This window comes from Collinsella sp. AM29-10AC (assembly GCF_003469085.1).
Taxonomy (GTDB): domain Bacteria; phylum Actinomycetota; class Coriobacteriia; order Coriobacteriales; family Coriobacteriaceae; genus Collinsella.
This window is the reverse complement of record NZ_QSKB01000004.1, coordinates 68,430-86,075: the sequence shown is the minus strand read 5'-3', so window position 1 is coordinate 86,075 and position 17,646 is coordinate 68,430. Positions and strand designations below refer to the sequence as shown.

At 62.6% G+C, this 17,646-nt stretch carries 13 protein-coding genes and 1 riboswitch; of the genes, 9 read left to right on the top strand and 4 right to left on the bottom strand.

Annotated elements, in window-relative coordinates:
- The first annotated feature begins 147 nt into the window (after window positions 1-147).
- The 4 genes from ygfK to DW754_RS02480 all read left to right on the top strand — a co-directional run bounded on the left by ygfK (window position 148) and on the right by DW754_RS02480 (window position 7,541).
- Entirely contained in the window at window positions 148-3,147 is a 3,000-nt protein-coding gene (gene ygfK / locus DW754_RS02495; RefSeq protein WP_117758824.1) for a putative selenate reductase subunit YgfK, read from the top strand.
- An 11-nt stretch (window positions 3,148-3,158) separates the two neighbouring features.
- A complete protein-coding gene (locus DW754_RS02490) occupies window positions 3,159-3,638 on the top strand; it encodes a 4Fe-4S binding protein (protein WP_117758825.1) in 480 nt (159 codons plus the stop codon).
- Between the two features lie 12 nt (window positions 3,639-3,650).
- Entirely contained in the window at window positions 3,651-6,428 is a 2,778-nt protein-coding gene (xdh, locus tag DW754_RS02485; protein ID WP_117758826.1) for a selenium-dependent xanthine dehydrogenase, read from the top strand.
- Between the two features lie 291 nt (window positions 6,429-6,719).
- On the top strand, window positions 6,720-7,541 hold the full coding sequence (locus tag DW754_RS02480) for a 3'-5' exonuclease (protein ID WP_158561623.1): 822 nt from the start codon (window positions 6,720-6,722) through the stop codon (window positions 7,539-7,541).
- Here the strand turns inward: DW754_RS02480 and DW754_RS02475 are convergent.
- The 3 genes from DW754_RS02475 to DW754_RS02465 form a co-directional block, all read right to left on the bottom strand.
- Entirely contained in the window at window positions 7,533-7,985 is a 453-nt protein-coding gene (locus tag DW754_RS02475) for a hypothetical protein (protein ID WP_117736006.1), read from the bottom strand. The two genes, DW754_RS02480 and DW754_RS02475, sit on opposite strands and share 9 nt — an antisense overlap.
- A gap of 8 nt (window positions 7,986-7,993) precedes the next feature.
- Window positions 7,994-8,084, bottom strand: a riboswitch (SAM riboswitch).
- A gap of 266 nt (window positions 8,085-8,350) precedes the next feature.
- Complete coding sequence (locus DW754_RS02470; protein WP_117758828.1) at window positions 8,351-9,313, bottom strand: hypothetical protein; 963 nt, start codon at window positions 9,311-9,313, stop codon at window positions 8,351-8,353.
- Window positions 9,314-9,436: 123 nt separating this feature from the next.
- On the bottom strand, window positions 9,437-10,090 hold the full coding sequence (locus tag DW754_RS02465; protein ID WP_022094290.1) for a transcriptional regulator: 654 nt from the start codon (window positions 10,088-10,090) through the stop codon (window positions 9,437-9,439).
- A 277-nt stretch (window positions 10,091-10,367) separates the two neighbouring features.
- Between DW754_RS02465 and dpaL the strand changes: the two genes are divergently transcribed.
- From dpaL to hydA, 5 genes are all read left to right on the top strand, one after another.
- On the top strand, window positions 10,368-11,582 hold the full coding sequence (gene dpaL, locus DW754_RS02460; RefSeq protein ID WP_089573553.1) for a diaminopropionate ammonia-lyase: 1,215 nt from the start codon (window positions 10,368-10,370) through the stop codon (window positions 11,580-11,582).
- A gap of 232 nt (window positions 11,583-11,814) precedes the next feature.
- On the top strand, window positions 11,815-13,200 hold the full coding sequence (locus DW754_RS02455; protein WP_099432046.1) for a YgeY family selenium metabolism-linked hydrolase: 1,386 nt from the start codon (window positions 11,815-11,817) through the stop codon (window positions 13,198-13,200).
- A gap of 201 nt (window positions 13,201-13,401) precedes the next feature.
- A complete protein-coding gene (ygeW, locus tag DW754_RS02450; RefSeq protein ID WP_055252229.1) occupies window positions 13,402-14,604 on the top strand; it encodes a knotted carbamoyltransferase YgeW in 1,203 nt (400 codons plus the stop codon).
- Between the two features lie 150 nt (window positions 14,605-14,754).
- The gene (locus DW754_RS02445) at window positions 14,755-15,369 is read left to right on the top strand and encodes a nucleotidyltransferase family protein (protein WP_158561624.1); all 615 of its coding nucleotides are present in this window, start codon (window positions 14,755-14,757) and stop codon (window positions 15,367-15,369) included.
- Window positions 15,370-15,378: 9 nt separating this feature from the next.
- Window positions 15,379-16,746, top strand: coding sequence for a dihydropyrimidinase (hydA, locus tag DW754_RS02440; protein WP_117758830.1), 1,368 nt, complete (start codon window positions 15,379-15,381; stop codon window positions 16,744-16,746).
- Window positions 16,747-16,825: 79 nt separating this feature from the next.
- Here the strand turns inward: hydA and yqeC are convergent, their stop codons facing one another.
- Window positions 16,826-17,563 (bottom strand): selenium cofactor biosynthesis protein YqeC, encoded by a 738-nt coding sequence (gene yqeC, locus DW754_RS02435; protein WP_117758831.1) that lies wholly within the window; start codon window positions 17,561-17,563, stop codon window positions 16,826-16,828.
- Window positions 17,564-17,646: the final 83 nt, after the last annotated feature.

The window sequence follows — 17,646 nt, the reverse complement described above, 5'->3', positions numbered from 1 at the left end:
TACAAGTAGATTTGCGCGCGTCAGATGTTTCGCCGCATCCGACGCGCGTATAGGTGACCTCCGCGGGGTCGCCGGCGCTGTGCTAGCGCTACACCGTATTTGCGCCCGCCGCGCGGTCTCGCCGGGCGTTACAGAGAGGAGCTCACTATGAGCGACATCATGAGGCCGATCCCGTTTTCGCAGCTGATGAACTGGATCATCGAGGAGCACAAGACTCAGGGCGCCGTCTTTGGCGTGCGCAAGATGGCCACGACCAACCAGGAGGGCGCGCTTCCCATTTTTGACGAGCGCATCGAGACTCCGTTTGGCCCGGCCGCCGGCCCCAATACACAGCTTGCCCAGAACATCGTGGCCTCTTATGTGGCCGGTTCTCGCTTCTTTGAGCTCAAGACCGTCCAGGTTATGGACGGCGAGGAGCTTTCCCGTTGCGTCAACAAGCCCTGCATTGTGGCGCAGGACGAGTGCTACAACTGCGAGTGGTCGACCGAGCTCGAGGTTCCGCAGGCCTTTGCCGAGTACGTGAAGGCATGGTTCGCCTGCCACCTGATCGCTCGCGAGTACGGCCTGGGTAGCCCGGACGGCTTTGTCTTCAATATGTCCGTGGGCTATGACCTGGAGGGCATCAAGAGCCCCAAGGTCGACGCCTACATCGAGGGCATGAAGGATGCCAGCGGCTCCGACGTCTGGAACGAGTGCCGTGCCTGGGCGCTTGCCAACCTAGACAAGTTTGAGCATGTCGACGCCGCATTTGTCGAGTCCATCCCGGCGCGCGTCTCCAACTCCATCACCGAGTCTACCCTGCACGGCTGCCCGCCCGCCGAGATCGAGCGCATTGCGACCTACCTCATCACCGAGAAGGGCCTCAATACCTACATCAAGTGCAACCCCACGCTGCTGGGCTATGAGTTTGCCCGCCAGCGTCTGAACGAGCTGGGCTTTGACTACATCGTCTTCGACGATACGCACTTCCGCGAGGACCTGCAGTGGGCTGACGCCGTGCCCATGTTCGAGCGCCTGATTGCCCTGTGCGCCGAGCGCGGCCTGGAGTTTGGCGTCAAGCTGACCAACACGTTCCCCGTCGACGTGACGAGAAACGAGCTGCCCTCCACCGAGATGTACATGTCGGGCCGTTCGCTGTTCTCACTGACCATCGAGGCCGCCCGTCGCATTACCGAGCAGTTCGATGGCAAGCTGCGCATCAGCTACTCCGGCGGCGCCACGGTCTACAACATCCGCGCCCTGTACGATGCCGGCATTTGGCCCGTCACCCTGGCGACCGACGTGCTCAAGCCCGGTGGCTACGAGCGCTTTAGTCAGATGGCCGGCGAGTTTACCGACCTGGATGGCAAGCCGTTCGCGGGCGTCTCTCTCGAGGCCGTGACGGCGATTCAGACCGACTCGCTCACCAACCCGCTCTACAAGAAGCCGCTGCGCCCGCTGCCCGATCGCAAGGTCGCCGGCAAGAGCCCGCTTTCCGACTGCTTTACCACGCCGTGCCGCACGAGCTGCCCCATCCAGCAGGATATCCCCGCCTATCTGGCGGCTGTTGACGAGGGCCGTTACGAGGACGCACTCAACATCATCATCGAGCGCAACGCCCTGCCGTTCATTACCGGCACCATCTGCCCGCATCCCTGCGGCCGTGCCTGCGAGCGTGCATTCTACGAGCCCGAGGGCGCCCAGATCCGCGCCAGCAAGCTCAAGGCCGCCCGCGAGGCCATGACCGCCGTGCTGCCCAAGCTGCGCGCCCAGGCCATCGCCAACGACGGCGAGCGCAACGTTGCCGTTATCGGCGGCGGCCCGGCCGGCCTGGCGACGGCGTTCTTCCTGACGCGCGCCGGCGTGCCCGTCACTATCTTCGAGACCCGCGACTCTCTCGGCGGCGTGGTCCGTCACGTGATCCCCGAGTTCCGTATCGCGAGCGACGATATCTCCCACGATGCCGAGCTCTGTCTGGCCTTTGGCGCCAAGGTGCAGCTCAACGCCCGCGTGGAGTCCATTGGCGAGCTCAAGGCCCAGGGCTTTACCGACGTAGTCGTGGCCACTGGTGCCTGGATGCCCGGCTCTGCGGGCTTGGGCGAGGGTGCCGAGCTCGACGTGCTGGAGTTCCTCGAGGCCGCCAAGAAGGGCGAGAAGCTCGAGCTGGGCGAGGACGTCGTGGTCATTGGCGCCGGCAACACCGCCATGGACGCGGCCCGCGTGGCCAAGCGCCTTGCTGGCGTGAAGAACGTGCGCCTAGTGTATCGCCGCACCAAGAAGCAGATGCCCGCCGACGAGGAAGAGCTCGATCTTGCTCTTGCCGACGGCGTTGAGTTCTGCGAGCTGCTGGCGCCCAAGGCGCTCAACGGCGCCGTGCTGACCTGCGACGTCATGGAACTTGGCGAGCCGGATGCAAGCGGCCGTCGCAGCCCCATCGCCACGGGCGAGACCGTCGAGCTTCCCGCCACCACGGTGATTTGCGCCGTGGGCGAGGGCATCGATGCCAGCCTGTACGACGCCGCGGGCGTCGAGCACGACCGTCGCGGCCGCCTTGCCGCCACCTCCACCGGCGTCGAGGGCGTTTGGGCTGCCGGTGACTGCCGTCGCGGTCCTGCCACCGTGGTCGAGGCTATTGCCGACGCCGCCGAAGTTGCCCGCGCCATCGCCGGCGTGGACTTTAACAAGTACGTCGACTGCAACGAGCAGGCCGGCCGCGAGGACACCTGCTACGAGCGCAAGGGGTCGCTATGCCGTGACAAGCGCAACTGCACCAAGACTCGCTGCCTGGGCTGCGGCTCGGTGTGCGAGGTCTGCTGCGATGTGTGCCCCAACCGCGCCAACGTTGCCATTAAGGTGCCGGGCCTGGCCAAGCATCAGGTCGTCCACGTCGACGGCATGTGCAACGAGTGCGGCAACTGCGCTGTGTTCTGCCCCTACCAGGAGGGCCGTCCCTACAAGGACAAGCTCACCCTGTTCTGGAGCGAGCAGGACATGGAGAACTCCGAGAACGAGGGCTTCCTGGCCGTGGACGAGGACCACTTTAAGGTCCGCGTCGCCGGCACGGTCCGCACCGTCTCGGTCGATGCCGTCAACACCGGCCTTCCCGAGGCCGTCCGCCTGACCATCAGGGCTGTGCGCGACAACTATCCGTACCTCCTTAAGAAATAGGCGAGTCTCTTATGGCCAAATCCATTCAACATAACGTGGCCTACGTTGCCTGCGGAAGCGGTTGCGCCTCCGCAGGCGGCGACGCCCGCTGCAGCGAAGGCTGCATTGGCTGTGGCGCCTGCGTCACGGCCTGCCCCCACGGTGCCATTGCGCTGGTCGATGGCATCGCCCGCGTGGATCGCTCAAAGTGCACGGGCTGTGGCCTGTGCGGCATGGCGTGCCCGCAGCGCGTGATTGCCTTCGTTCCCGGCTACCAGAACATTCTGGTGCGCTGCAACAACACCGACAAGGGCGCCATTGCGCGCAAGATCTGCGACACGAGCTGCATCGGTTGCGGCATGTGCGCCAAAAAGTGCCCTGCCAGCGCTATCCGCATCGAGGACAACTGCGCCCATATCGACGGCGCGGACTGCCTGTCGTGTGGCATGTGCGCTGTCGTCTGCCCGCATGGCGCCATCCACGACCGCACCGGCATCGCCGCCGGCGTGTAGAAGGGAATCACCATGGCACAGGAATTCACTTTTACCGTTAACGGCGTCGAGCGCACGACGACTCAGAACAAGCCGCTGCTCCGCTACTTGCGCGACGACCTGCACATCCATTCCGCTAAGGACGGCTGCTCCGAGGGCGCCTGCGGTACCTGCACCATCCATGTAGACGGCGCGGCCGTCAAGGCGTGCGTGCTAACCACCGCTCTTGCCGCCGGCCGCAACATCGTGACTGTTGAGGGCCTGCCCCAGGACGTGCGCGAGGCCTTTGTGTACGCCTTTGGCGCCGTGGGCGCCGTGCAGTGCGGTTTTTGCATCCCCGGTATGGTCATGGCGGGCGCTGCGCTCATCGCCGAGGATCCCGAGCCCACCGAGGAGCAGATCAAGTACGCCATCCGTGGCAACGTCTGCCGCTGCACCGGCTACAAGAAGATCATCGAGGGTATTTCGCTGGCAGCTGCGGTGCTCCGCGGCGAAAAGCAGATCGACGAGGACTTGGAGCGCGGCGACGACTACGGTGTGGGCAAGCGTGCCTTCCGTATCGACGTGCGCAAGAAGGTACTCGGCGAGGGCAAGTACCCCGACGACATCGACGAGCTCGATCAGCCAGGTCTGACCTACGCCAGCGCCGTGCGCTCCAAGTATCCGCGCGCCCGCGTGCTCTCCATCGACACTTCCAAGGCCGAGGCCCTGCCCGGCGTGGTGGGCATCCTGCGCGCCGAGGACGTGCCGGTCAACCAAGTCGGCCACCTTATCCAGGACTGGGACGTCATGATCGCCCAGGGCGATATCACCCGCTGCGTGGGCGATGCCATTGTGCTGGTGGTTGCCGAGGACGAGGCGACGCTCGAGAAGGCCAAGAAGCTCGTAAAGATTGATTACGAGCCGCTGGAGCCCGTGCGTAACATTGTCGAGGCCAGGGCCGCCGACGCCCCACGCCTGCACGACAGCTTCTTTGCCTTTGGCAACACGGTGGAGCTCAAGGACAACGTGTGTCAGAGCCGCCACGTGACGCGCGGCGACGCCGCCAAGGCGCTGGCCGAAAGCGCGTTCACCGTGACGCAGCGCTTTACCACGCCCTTTACCGAGCATGCCTTCTTGGAGCCCGAGTGCGCCGTTGCCTTCCCGTACAAGAACGGCGTCAAGGTGCAGTCGACCGACCAGGGTGCCTACGACACGCGCAAAGAGTGTGCCCACATGTTTGGCTGGGACAACGAGCCCGAGCGCGTGGTCGTCGAGACCATGCTCGTGGGCGGCGGCTTTGGCGGTAAGGAGGACGTTTCGATCCAGCACCTGGCCGCGCTTGCTGCCTATAAGCTCCAGCGTCCTGTGAAGTGCAAGCTCACGCGTGCCGAGTCGCTCGCGTTCCATCCCAAGCGCCATGCCATGGACGGCACCTTTACGCTGGGTTGCGACGCCGAAGGCAACTTTACCGGTCTGGACTGCGAGATCAACTTTGACACCGGCGCCTACGCGTCGCTGTGCGGCCCGGTGCTCGAGCGCGCCTGCACGCATGCCGTCGGCCCCTACAAGTACCAGAACACCGACATCCGCGGCTTTGGCTACTACACCAACAACCCGCCCGCCGGCGCGTACCGCGGCTTTGGCGTGTGCCAGTCCGAGTTTGCGCTCGAGAGCCTGATCGACCTGCTGGCCGAGAAGGTCGGTCTGGACCCGTGGGAGATTCGTTATAGAAACGCCATCGAGCCGGACGAGGTTTTGCCCAACGGCCAGATTGCCGACTGCTCCACGGCGCTTAAGGAGACGCTGCTCGAGGTCAAAGATGCCTACTATGCGCATCCCGGACACGCCGGTATCGCCTGCGCCATGAAGAACGCCGGCGTGGGCGTGGGCCTGCCCGATGCCGGCCGCTGCAAGATTCGCGTCGAGAACGGCGTGGCCGTGGTCTATGCCGCCACGTCCGACATCGGCCAGGGCTGTAACACCGTCTTTTTGCAGGACGTTGCCGAGGCATGCGGCCTGCCGCTGAGCTGCATTGCCAACGGCGAGTGCTCCACCGAGAACGCTCCCGACTCCGGCACCACGTCTGGCTCGCGTCAGACGGTCGTGACCGGCGAGGCCGTGCGCGGTGCCGCCTTCCTGCTGCGCGATGCCATGGTTGGCATCGAGGCCGGCAAGCCTGCGCCTACCGCCCCGGTGAGCGCCCATGGTGACGGCGTCAAGATCGAGTACGACGACGGTCGCGCCTATCAGCTACGCACACAGGAGCTCGTCGCCGGCCAGGGCATGCATCCTCAGGATCCCGCGGCCGCCATCAAGGCGCTCGAGGGATGCGAGTTTGGCTACGTGTATCTGGAGCCGACCGACAAACTGGGCGCCGACGTCCCCAATCCCAAGAGCCACATCTGCTACGGCTTTGCCACGCACGTGGTCATTCTGGACGATGACGGCCGCGTGAGCGAGGTCTATGCCGCGCACGATTCCGGCAAGGTGGTCAACCCCATCTCGATCCAAGGTCAGATTGAAGGCGGCGTGCTCATGGGTATGGGCTATGCGCTCACCGAGGACTGGCCGCTTAAGGACTGCGTACCCCAGGCAAGGTACGGCACGCTCGGGCTGTTCCGTGCGCCCGAGATTCCGGATATCCACGCCATCTACGTGGAGAAGGACGAACTGCTGCCCGTGGCATACGGCGGCAAGGGCATCGGCGAGATCGCAACGATCCCCACGGCGCCCGCCGTGCAGAATGCCTACCGCGCGTTTGACGGCAAGCTGCGTCCAAATCTGCCCATGGTGGATACGCCGTACAGCCGCGCTCGTCACCGCGGGTAGAGTAGAGCGCGGACGGCCATTACTGACGGGCTGTTCGCGCTCAACATCAACTACATATGCTGCGTCTTTGGCCCCAGCTCCATCGCGAGCCGGGGCCTTTTGTTTGGAGCGGAGGGCGCATCCCGGAATTGGCGCTCAGAATGGGATGCGCTGCAGAGCCTCAAATGGAACATGCGTTCCAGGACCCGCAACGGCGCCGCCGCGCAATTTTGTGTCCGCACGGGCAGCTACACTTGCTGTGATATGACCGTTCGAGAAACGAGCGGCAAGCAACGGAGAGAGGCCCTAACCGTGTCAGCTGAAAAGATGCCGGGTGTCTCGGCTATCGATACGACGAACTTTGCGCGCCAGATCGTGCTGGACTTTGAGTTTGCGCCGGTGCCAAAGCAGCGTCAGCGCCGTGGACTGTGCAATGAGATTATCGAGGCCGGCGCCGTCAAGCTCGATTACCACGGCAACGTTATGGGCGAGTTCTCGCAGTTTGTACAGACGGAATTTACCGAAGGCGTTGCGTTTCCCGTCCGCGAGCTTACAGGGATATCGACCGTGGACACCGCGATGGCCGATCCGCTCTACACGGTGATCAAAAGGCTCAGCGATTGGATCGGTCGCTACTCCGCTCAGATAGTTTGCTGGAGCGGGACGGATCGTCGACAGCTTTTGACCGAGTGCCAGGCAAAGCACATCGACCTTGCCGCATTTCCTTCGGACTGGGCCGACCTGCAGGCGTTTTACACCTCGATTATGGACGTGGGCAGCCATGGGCGCGTCTCGTTGGGCGACGCGGCGACGTGGTCTGGCATCGAGTTTGACGAGTCGACGGGGCACGCCCACAGCGCTCTGGCCGATGCGCGCGTGACCGCCAAGCTGCTCAAGCAGATGATGGACGGGGACTACCGCGTGAGCCCGCGCGCCCAGGAAGTCCGCCAGCGGTGGGGGATGGGCGAGCGAGCCCGGATGCGCCTTTCCGACAAGTGCCCCGGGTCGAGCGACCTGCTGCTGAAGCTGAAGGCGGAGGGGGTAGGCCTTTTGAGAACGCCATTCGGTTTGGCATGGCAGCGCTGTAAGCGCGACTCCGCCCTGCTGTTTGAATCGAAGCGTCAATCAGTATGACGAGTGGCTCGGTCCGCCTACCTGCACTTCCGCAATCCCGCCCGCTGCACTCAGCAGCTCGTACTCCCTTTGGCTCCACTGACGCAGCTCGGCTGTGCGTACGGCGTCGCGACACAGGTCCAGAAACACCTCAGCGCCCTCGCAGAAGCGCTCGCGGGCAAAGGCTCCGGACCCGCTTGCGACACACGCGCCGTCGGCAAAGAGCTTCCAGCTAGACGGCTCGCGCGAGTCGTCTCCGAGCAGCTGAATCTGCAGTACGTGCGGATTGCCAGCAGCACAGAGTTCCTCCTCGAGCTTCTGTATGGTAAAGCGCATCTGGTGGGAGAGGCCGCTCTTCACCAAAGCCGAGGTGTAGCCGCTCGGCTCGTCTAGAAGATGCATTCGTTTTGGCTTGACGATCAGGTTGTGGAAATTGCGCTCGCTGCGCACGGAGAAATTGTCCATACGGACTCCTTTCATCGATGTTGGCAGGGCCACCGTGCCTCTTGGCCGGTTGGCGTCGGGATCGTGGAGCCAACTCTCTACCCCGACTCTGGATAAAACGCGCCCGCTCCTTGCGGGCAAGAGGAAGTCTATCAACGTGTACGGACAGAAATCAAGCGCCGCCTGCGAAATGACGCGTGAACGGCGTTGGTTTCCCAAGTGATTATTCGGCTTTCATCCAGAAAAGTGTCGAAATCAGCCGTGTAAAAGTACGGAAAAGTGTCGAAATAGGCACCTTAAAACTTCGGAAAAGTGTAGCTGGATGACAAAACAGCACTTAGAAGCCGGTGTTGGATGCGGGATCCTGCGGCCGCCTTCAGCCCTCGCTACTCATCGTCCCCGTCGTTGGGGTCGCCCTTGAGGGTGTTGATGTCCAGATACTCGTTATCGTCCTCTTTTTGCTGGGTCTCCGACTCCGCTTGGGTGGGGCCGGAGAACAGCCGGAATCCCTCAAACGCAATGACACCGAGCAGGGCAATGACAATGGCGATAAAGGCAACCTTGACTGCCTGCGGAAATTCCGAAAAACGCAGCGCCTTTTCCTCGGCGTAATAATCGGCGAAGCGCTCTTCGCCCGTGCTTTTGGTATACGCCGGTGCGGACGCGGCCTCCGGGTCATATTCCGGTGCAGGCGTGGCGGCGTACGGATCGTTGAGATAATCGCTCGATGCAGTGCCATAATCCTCGGTCTCGATGCGACCGGTGCCAGTATAGCTATCGGAATAATCGGAATATGCCGCACCGCCCTCATAGTCCGCGGCGCTCGTGTTGGCGGCAAAAAGCGGGTTAACTGGAACGTCGAGCGCCGGCATGCCGGTAGAGGTCTCATCCAGATCGGCTGCAGCCCAGGAAGCGTAGGCAACCTGATGGGCAACGGGCTCATCGAGCCTTGTGACCGGAGACTTGCGTGCCGCAGGAACGGGCAACTGCTGGGCGCTGTACATAACGGTGCTGTCGGCCGATTTGCTCCGCGTCGCCGCAGCGAGAAATGCCGCCGTCTCGGATGGGTCGCTTGCGGGGCGGGGAGCGGGCGTAGACGCGGGCGTCGAAACAGGCGGCTGCGCAGGAGTCGGCGCAGATGCGGGCTTAGGCGCAAGTGCGGGATTGGGGCTTGACGGGCGAGCCCCACCGCCCATGAGTTCGTCGGCGGTCCACGGGCGATCATCCATCACGTCGTCAAGGCTCAGCGAAAACAGGTCGTCTTCACCCTCATCGAACATGCGGTGCACATGTCCACCAATTGCCGGAATCAATCCGCGACCGGTGCATGATGCCTTGCTCAACGCCATTCTGTTCCACCCTTTCGAAATACTAATGACATCGATTATATGGAACTTTCCAAGCGGCTCGGTCTTGGATTCATGCTTTCCAGAACTCGCGCCCAAAAGGGGAGGGGCAATCCAGGCGAGTGCCTACTTGTCGCCGGCCGCCGCCTTGGCCTCATTGAGGTAGCTATAGAAGCTGTACTTAGAGATGCCAAAGAACTCGCAGGCGCGCTCGCTCGACTTGGAAATGAGGAAGGCGCCGCGACGGTCGAGGTAGCCGATGGCGCGAATGCGCTCATCTTTGGTCATAAGTGCCGCGGGCTTGCCCACAAACTGCTCGCACTCGTGCAGCAGGTCCTCGAGCAGGTCACCGATGTTCTTGGTAATGGGCTCGGGCTCGGTATAGCCCGTGCCGCCGGTGCCGGTAAAGGCGTCGAGCGAACGCTCAAAAGCCTTCATAAGCGTAATGTCAAAGTTGATGCCCAAAATGCCGACGGGCTTGCCCTCGTCGTTGCGGATAAAGATGGTCGAGGACTTGAGCAGCTTGCCGTCGGTGGTTTTGGTGAGGTACGGCTCGCGGTCGTGCACGTCGGTGGTGCCCTCGTGCATGGACTCAAACACAATATGGCTGGGGCCGTCACCCAGTTTGCGCCCGCTGACGTGGCCGTTTTCGATCACCACGATGGAGTGGTCCACGTCCTCGGTCTCCAGATCGTGGACGACGACTTCGCAGTTGGGGCCAAATTGGAGCGCCAGGCCGTGTGCAAGGCGCTTATAAAACTCAATCTGTGCGGGGGTCATGGGTGCCTTCCTAAAAATTAGTTTGGGCACACTTTGCCATAAACCACACTTGTTCGCAAATAACGAAAGCGTCGCTGCGTTATGTGACCGTTCGGCGGCGAAAGGGTACCGATTACGGCAACAAACAATTTGTTAGGTTTACCAATCAAAAAGTGTGATAGAACAGTGTTAACAAACTTTTTGTTTGGCATCCACATAAAAGTTCAGTCGCATGAATGGGAATGGGCTGAAACGCGTATGCGGGGGCCGGCAAGAGAGGACTTAAGGAGTTCACCGTATGGCCGATAAGATCCAGTGGGCGGGCAACACGATGCCCAAGAGCGATGACAAGCACTTGGGAATCATGAGCCTCGACCACGTGAAGAAGGCCCGTGCCTTCCACCAGTCGTTCCCTCAATATACCGTCACTCCGCTTGCCCGTCTGGACGGTCAGGCTGCGCGCCTGGGCCTGTCCAACCTGTGCGTTAAGGACGAGAGCTATCGCTTTGGCCTCAACGCCTTTAAGGTCCTGGGCGGCTCGTTTGCCATGGCCAACTATATTGCCGACGAGACCGGCAAGGACGTTGCCGACTGCACCTTCGATTACCTGACCTCCGATCAGCTTGCCAAGGACTTTGGCCAGGCTACCTTCTTTACCGCCACCGACGGCAACCATGGCCGCGGCGTGGCATGGGCTGCCAACAAGCTGGGCCAGAAGGCCGTCGTGCACATGCCCAAGGGTTCCACCAAGCCCCGCTTCGATAACATCGCCGCCGAGGGCGCCACGGTGACCATCGAAGAGGTCAACTACGACGAGTGCGTGCGCATGGCCGCCGCCGAGGCCGACGCCTGCGAGCGCGGCGTCATCGTTCAGGACACCGCCTGGGAGGGCTACGAGAAGATCCCGTCCTGGATCATGGAGGGTTACGGCACCATGGCCTCCGAGGCTGCCGAGCAGCTGCGTGAGATGGCCATCAACCGCCCGACGCACGTGTTTGTCCAGGCTGGCGTGGGTTCGCTCGCTGGCGCCGTGGTGGGCTACTTCACCAACCTGTATCCCGATAACCCGCCCACCTTTGTCGTGGTCGAGTGCGCTCCTGCCGCCTGCCTGTACAAGGGCGCTGCCGCCGGCGACGGAGATCCGCGCATCGTGGACGGTGACATGCCCTCCATCATGGCCGGCCTGTGCTGCGGCGAGCCCAACATCTTGGGCTGGGATATCCTGCGCAACCACACCACCGCCTTCGTGTCCTGCCCCGACTGGGTCACCGCTCGCGGCATGCGCACCCTGGGCGCTCCCGAGAAGGGCGACCCGCGCGTCATCTCCGGCGAGTCCGGCGCAGTGACCACCGGTCTGGTCGAGACCCTCATGCTCGACCCCGAGTACGCCGAGCTCAAGGAGCTCATCGGCCTGGACAAGACGAGCTCCGTGCTCTGCTTCTCCACGGAAGGTGACACGGACCCCGACCAGTATCGCCGCATCGTCTGGGAAGGCGAATACCCCACTTGCTAATCGTTGGGCGGCGCAACGCGCCGCGCCAAATTTCTATTAGACCCTCTATGTCCTGCAGATGCATGAACCCGGGAGGCGGAGGAATACCTATTTGCTCCGTCGCGAGTTCCGCACGCAAAGGAAAGCACTTAATGTGCTTTCCGTCTTGCGCAGGACTGTTCGAGCAGCGGAGTAAATAGGTATTCCTCCGCCAACTCCTAGGTAGACTCCTTCGAATGAAAGGTTGACTGTTATGACTAAAGAACTCGATTTCGACGCTATCAAGGCTGCTGCTGAGTCTCACCGCGCCGACATGACCCGCTTCCTGCGCGCTATGATCTCCCATCCCTCTGAGTCCTGCGAGGAGGGTGAGGTTGTTGCCTGCATCAAGGCCGAGATGGAGAGCCTTGGCTATGACGAGGTCAAGGTCGACGGCCTGGGCAACGTCATGGGCTTTATGGGCGAGGGCGACAAGATCATCGCCATCGACTCTCACATCGACACCGTCGGCATCGGCAACATCGAGAACTGGGATGCCGATCCCTATGAGGGCTACGAGACCGACGAGATCATCTACGGCCGCGGCGGCTCCGACCAGGAGGGCGGCATGGCTTCTGCTACCTACGCTGCCAAGATGATGAAGGACATGGGCCTCATCCCCGAGGGCTACAAGATCATGGTCGTCGGCACCGTCCAGGAAGAGGACTGCGACGGCATGTGCTGGCAGTACATCTACAACAAGGACGGCATTAAGCCCGAGTTCGTCATTTCCACCGAGCCCACCGACGGCGGCATTTATCGCGGTCACCGCGGCCGCATGGAGATCCGCGTCGACGTTCACGGCACCTCCTGCCACGGCTCCGCTCCCGACCGCGGCGACAACGCCATTTACAAAATGGCCGACATCATCGCCGACGTCCGCGCCCTCAACAACAACGGCTGCGACGAGTCGACCGACATCAAGGGCCTCGTCAAGATGCTCGACCCCAAGTACAACCCCGAGCACTTCGAGGACGCCCGCTTCCTGGGCCGCGGCACCTGCACCGTCAGCCAGATCTTCTACACCAGCCCCAGCCGCTGCGCTGTCGCTGACTCCTGCGCCATCTCCATCGACCGTCGCATGACCGCCGGCGAGACCTGGGAGTCCTGCCTGGACGAGATCCGCAACCTGCCGGCCGCCAAGAAGTACGGCGACGACGTGAAGGTCTCCATGTACATGTACGACCGTCCGTCCTGGACCGGCGAGGTTTACGAGACCGAGGCTTACTTCCCCACGTGGATCAACAAGGAGACCGCTCCGCACGTCAAGGCCCTCGTCGACGCCCACAAGGCCATGTTCGGTGACGAGCGCATCGGCTGCGAGCCCAGCATGGACAAGCGCACCGGTCGTCCGCTGTGCGACAAGTGGACCTTCTCCACGAACTGCGTTTCCATCCAGGGCCGCTATGGCATCCCCTGCGTTGGCTTTGGCCCGGGTGCCGAGTCTCAGGCTCACGCTCCCAACGAGGTCACCTACAAGGACGACCTGGTCACCGCTGCCGCCATGTATGTTGCTGCTTTGAACCTCTACGATCCGAGCCAGGCCGATGGCGACGCTACCGTGTTCCGCGCTGGTCTGACCAACAACAAGATCGACTAGTCCCATTCCTTGATCTTGTTGAGCCGGGGACAGCCTGTGTCCCCGGCACCCCCTGTTGACTTGGGGCCCGTGGTCGTTATCTCCCATGCTTCCTCAACGGTAGCGGGTCCTCGTCATAGCGCTCTGCATGTTCTAGCCACACGCGCATGCCGGAGCACATCTACTCATTGCGATCGTTTCATCTATGGAAAGGATATTTACATGGACGCCAAGTTTACCGAGCTCGTCGAGCAGCTGAACGGCCTCGATTTTAAGGGCATGTACGGCAGCGACTTCCTGCACACCTGGGATAAGACCACCGATGAGCTCAAGGCTCTCTACATCGTTGCCGACGCCCTGCGCGAGCTGCGTGAGAACAACGTTTCGTCCAAGATCTTCGACTCGGGCCTGGCCGTCTCCCTGTTCCGCGACAACTCCACCCGTACGCGCTTCTCCTTCTCTAAGGCCGCCAACCTGCTCGGCCTCGAGCTGCAGGACCTGGACGAGAAGAAGTCCCAGATCGCTCACGGCGAGACCGTCCGCGAGACCGCTACCATGATCTCCTTCATGGCCGACGTCATCGGCATCCGCGACGACATGTACATCGGCAAGGGCGACGCCTACATGGCCGAGGTCTCCGAGTCTGTCCAGCAGGCCTACGAGGATGGCGTTCTGGATCACCGTCCCACGCTCATCTCCCTGCAGTCCGACTCCGATCACCCCACGCAGTCCTCTGCCGACATGCTCTACCTCATCAACGAGTTTGGCGGTCTTGAGAACCTCAAGGGCAAGAAGGTTGCCGTTACCTGGGCCTATTCACCCTCTTACGGCAAGCCGCTGTCCTGCCCGCAGTCGCTGATCAGCCTGCTGCCCCGTTTTGGCATGGACGTCACCCTGGCCCACCCCGAGGGCTACGACCTCATGCCCGAGGTCGTCGAGCGCGCCAAGGGCTATGCCGCCGAGTCCGGCACCACCTTTAAGCAGGTCAACACCATGGCCGAGGCCTTCGAGGGCGCCGACATCGTGATCCCCAAGAGCTGGGCTCCGTTTGCCGCCATGGAGAAGCGTACCAACCTGTACGCCGAGGGCGACGACGCCGGCATCGCAGCGCTCGAGAAGGAGCTGCTCGCTCAGAACGCCACCCATCAGGACTGGTGCTCCACGACCGAGCTCATGGAGAAGACCGCCAACGGCCAGGACACCATCTTTATGCACCCGCTGCCCGCCGACATCTCCGGTGTCTCTTGCGAGCACGGCGAGGTCAACGCCGACGTCTTTGACATGCACCGCGTGGGCATGTACAAGGAGGCCAGCTACAAGCCGTACGCCATCGCAGCTATGATGTTCCTGCAGAAGGTTGCCGATCCCGCCGCTACCCTCAAGGCCCTCGACGAGCGCAACACCGCCCGTTGGTTCCAGGCCTAAAGCCGCGCTGAGGTAAGCCATGTAAAGGGGGCGCTCTGCCAACCGGCGGGGTGCCCCTTTTTGCATCGTGGGCGTGCGGGATAAGCGCTTTCGATGTAGATGCCCCGCGACGCGAGTTATGGGTACGATGGTTTCAGGGGAGGTATCGCCATGAAACTCGGTTGCGTCATTATGGCTTCGGGCGAGGGCAAGCGGTTTGGCTCTAACAAGATGCTTGCCGATATCTATGGCAAGCCGCTGATTGCCCGGACTATCGATTCGGTTCCCCGGGGCTTTGACGTCGTGGTTTCGACGCGTTGGCCCGAGGTCGCCCAGATTTGCGAGGACAAGCATTGCCCGTGCGTGCTGCACGATGGCAAGCTCAGGAGCGAAAGCGTCCGTGCGGGCCTTTCGTGGGGGGCGAGCCGCGGCTGGAAGGGTTGCCTCTTTTTGCCGGGCGACCAGCCGCTCGTGAGTTCGGATTCTTTTGAGGCCATGGTTCGCGCGTTTGATGAGCGTGGCCGCAAGTATCCGGTGCGTCTTGCGTGCAACGGTGAGCCTTCGAGCCCGGTGCTCTTTCCGGCGGAACTGTTCGATGCACTTATGTGTCTTGAGGGCAAGGACGGTGGCGGCTCGATCCTCAAGGACCGTATCGACGTGGTGCTGGTTGATGCGCGTGCTTACGAACTGTGGGACGTCGATACCGTCAAGGGACAGCGACGCATAACGGAGCATATCGCCGCCTGCTCGTATTTTGATCGCGTGGCCAACTGCATCAATCAATAAGGAGCAATTATGATCATCATCAAAAACGGCGCGCTCGTGACGCCCCAGGGGCTTCGTCGCGCCGATCTTGCCATGGATGGCGATAAGATCGTGCGGATCGCCGCGGCGATTGAGCCGGCCGAGGGCGATACCGTCGAGGATGCCGCGGGCTGCTGGGTGTTCCCGGGCTTTATCGATGGGCACACGCACATGCAGTGCTGGACCGGCATGGATTGGACAGCCGATAGCTTTGAGACCGGCACGCGCGCGGCTGCCTGCGGCGGCACGACGACCATTGTGGACTACGCGACGGCCGATCGCGGCGTGACCATGCCCGATGCCTTGGTCGAGTGGCATCATCGCGCCGACGGCACCTGCACCGCCAACTATGCCTTCCATATGGCGCTTGCCGAGTGGAATGAGCGCAACCGCGCCGATCTTTCGGCCATGCGCGAGGCGGGCGTGTCGTCGTTTAAGACCTACTTTGCCTACGACCATCTGCGCCTGGACGATGCCGAGACGCTCGAGGTGCTGGAGGAGCTCAAGCGCGTGGGCGGTATCCTGTGCGTGCATTGCGAGAACGGCACGTTGGTCAACGCGCTGCAGAAGCGCGTGTTTGAGCAGGGTATCCACGGGCCCGAGGGCCATGCGCTCAGCCGTCCGGACGTGTGTGAGGCCGAGGCCGTGAGCCGCCTGCTGTATCTGGCGCACTTGGCCGGGGACGCTCCGGTCAACGTGGTGCACCTTTCGACCAAGCTGGGGCTCGAGGCCATTCGCGCTGCCAAAGCGCACGGGCAGAAGAACATCTATGTCGAGACCTGCCCTCAGTATCTGATGCTCGACGACACCTGCTACCTTGAACAGGGAGAGGACGGCTTTGCGGGCGCCAAGTATGTGATGAGCCCGCCGCTGCGCCATGCCGGTGACCGTGCCGCGCTGCGCGAGGCGCTTGTGGCTGGCGAGATCGATACTATTGCGACCGATCATTGCAGCTTTAACCTGCACGGGCAAAAGGACCGAGGACGCGATGATTTCCGCGCGATTCCCAACGGCGGGCCCGGCGTGGAGCATCGTCCCGTTGCGATTGCCACGAGCTTTGAGGGACAGCTGGGTCCCGAGGATCTGTGCCGCTTGATGAGCGAGAATCCGGCGCGCGTTTTTGGCATGTATCCGCGCAAGGGCTGTCTTGCCGAGGGCGCCGATGCCGACGTGTGCGTGTGGGATCCGTGCGCGCGTTGGACGATCAGCGCCGCGACGCAGCATCAGGCCGTGGACTACACGCCGCTCGAGGGCTTTGAGGCGCATGGCCGCGCCAAGGCCGTGTTTGTGAACGGCGTGCTGGCGGCACGCGACGGCGAGCCCACCGGAGCCCAACCCGGCCGCTACGTGCCCCGCTAACGGGAAGACCGCCGGGGTAGCTAATTTGGGAGATGATTTTTTGGGACGGGGTAGCAAAAAGAGCCCCGTCCCAAATTTGCTACCCCTGGAGGCTGGTGGCGATGAGGGGGCGGTTGAGGGCTGCCTCGAAGCGATCTGCCATTGTTGGGTCGGCAAGCGTGTCGGCTTGGTTGAGCATGACGCGTGCGGTGCTGAGTCCCAGCGCCTGCATCTCGGCATTGAGCACCTGGGCGACGCGCTCGGGCGTGGCGATGTCGGTAGGCTCGCAGCCGCAGCGCTCGCAGAAGAGCTCGGGGCGGTGGACAACCTCGGCGACGGGCTTGCCCAGCCCCGAGGCGCCGACGACCCAGACAACGTTTGCCGTGGCGGCGGGAATTACCGGCTCCCAGGCGGCATGCGCCTTGAGCGGGAGTCGCTTGCTGCCATCTGCCTCGGCCAACACATAGTTAAAGCGCCGTGCCAGCTCGCCGAGCGGCTCGGCGGGGGCGGAGAGCTTGCCTGTCTCCGGGTCCAAGACGCCTGCCTGGCAGATGCTTCCGTGCACAAGGCCCGTGCAGGCCTCGCAGGTGCAACCGGGGACATGCGCGGCGCCCGGCTTCCAAGGCGCGGCGTCCAGGCGACGATTCGACCCGTCCCATGGCACGCCGGCGACGGGAAACATATGCGTGGTGGTGCAGAGGAGCACGCGGCCGCCAGCGCGCATGAGCTCAAGACCCAGCGTCTTCAGCAACGTCGACTTGCCGCCGCTGCCGATAATCGCGGTAATGCCTGGCTCGATCCTGAGCGCCGAGACAAGATTGCCGCTAACCGTTTCCATCTGTTCACCGCCGTATAATACTGTGATAATAAATAATCATCAGAGTAGCGGTCGAACCGCTTTTGCTCTGCTCAAACCGTAGC

What these genes read in the sequence shown, in the direction of transcription:
- dpaL (WP_089573553.1), top strand. Translation starts at nt 10,368, where the DNA reads ATGGCCGATAAGATCCAGTGGGCGGGCAACACGATGCCCAAGAGCGAT.
- hydA (WP_117758830.1), top strand. Translation starts at nt 15,379, where the DNA reads ATGATCATCATCAAAAACGGCGCGCTCGTGACGCCCCAGGGGCTTCGT.
- DW754_RS02470 (WP_117758828.1), bottom strand. Translation starts at nt 9,313, where the DNA reads ATGGCGTTGAGCAAGGCATCATGCACCGGTCGCGGATTGATTCCGGCA.
- DW754_RS02475 (WP_117736006.1), bottom strand. Translation starts at nt 7,985, where the DNA reads ATGGACAATTTCTCCGTGCGCAGCGAGCGCAATTTCCACAACCTGATC.
- ygfK (WP_117758824.1), top strand. Translation starts at nt 148, where the DNA reads ATGAGCGACATCATGAGGCCGATCCCGTTTTCGCAGCTGATGAACTGG.
- xdh (WP_117758826.1), top strand. Translation starts at nt 3,651, where the DNA reads ATGGCACAGGAATTCACTTTTACCGTTAACGGCGTCGAGCGCACGACG.
- ygeW (WP_055252229.1), top strand. Translation starts at nt 13,402, where the DNA reads ATGGACGCCAAGTTTACCGAGCTCGTCGAGCAGCTGAACGGCCTCGAT.
- yqeC (WP_117758831.1), bottom strand. Translation starts at nt 17,563, where the DNA reads ATGGAAACGGTTAGCGGCAATCTTGTCTCGGCGCTCAGGATCGAGCCA.
- DW754_RS02490 (WP_117758825.1), top strand. Translation starts at nt 3,159, where the DNA reads ATGGCCAAATCCATTCAACATAACGTGGCCTACGTTGCCTGCGGAAGC.
- DW754_RS02445 (WP_158561624.1), top strand. Translation starts at nt 14,755, where the DNA reads ATGAAACTCGGTTGCGTCATTATGGCTTCGGGCGAGGGCAAGCGGTTT.
- DW754_RS02465 (WP_022094290.1), bottom strand. Translation starts at nt 10,090, where the DNA reads ATGACCCCCGCACAGATTGAGTTTTATAAGCGCCTTGCACACGGCCTG.
- DW754_RS02455 (WP_099432046.1), top strand. Translation starts at nt 11,815, where the DNA reads ATGACTAAAGAACTCGATTTCGACGCTATCAAGGCTGCTGCTGAGTCT.